1 protein-coding gene is annotated in these 628 nt (G+C 54.0%); it reads left to right on the forward strand.

Features of this window, described 5'->3' with window-relative positions; all coding sequences use genetic code 11:
* Positions 1-628 (forward strand): PorP/SprF family type IX secretion system membrane protein (locus tag KJK34_RS15050; protein ID WP_223054706.1); only part of this gene is annotated, 628 nt, incomplete at both ends.

Consider the following 628-nt stretch of genomic DNA (forward strand, 5'->3'; position numbering starts at 1 on the left):
AACCCGGCCTATGCCGGATCAAAGGAGAACCTTGCCTTCGGCTTGCTTTACCGCGCCCAGTGGGTAGATGTGGAGGGGGCACCCACCACAGGTACCTTCTCCGGCCACAGCCCTGTAGGCAAGAACGTAGGCCTTGGCCTCTCGGCCATCGTGGATGAGATAGGCCCGGTAACCGAGACCAACGTCTATGCCGACTTCTCCTATACCCTTAACCTTGGCGGTGAGCACCGCCTGGCACTCGGCATCAAGGCAGGGGCAACCTTCCATGATGTGGGGCTTTACAGCGAGATCGGCAACGGCTTTGTGCCGCAGCCCGATGACCCTGCTTTCCAGCAGAACGTGAACAACACCTACTTTAACGTAGGGGCAGGCTTCTTTTACTATACCAACAATTACTACCTGGCCTTCTCGGTGCCCAACATGCTTAAGAGCAAGCACCTTGACCTTACCGATAACGGGCAGGAGTATGAGTTCGGCTCTGAAGTGTCGCACTACTTCTTAACGGGAGGTTATGTGTTCCAGTTATCAGAGAACACCAAGATGAAGCCCTCGTTCATGGTAAAGTCCTCTTTTGATGTATCGCCGTCTGTAGACGGCTCCCTGAACTTTTTGTTCTTTGAGCGTTTTG

Origin of the sequence: Flavobacterium coralii (genome assembly GCF_019891545.1) — a bacterium.
In the GTDB taxonomy this organism is placed as follows: domain Bacteria; phylum Bacteroidota; class Bacteroidia; order Flavobacteriales; family Flavobacteriaceae; genus Flavobacterium; species Flavobacterium coralii.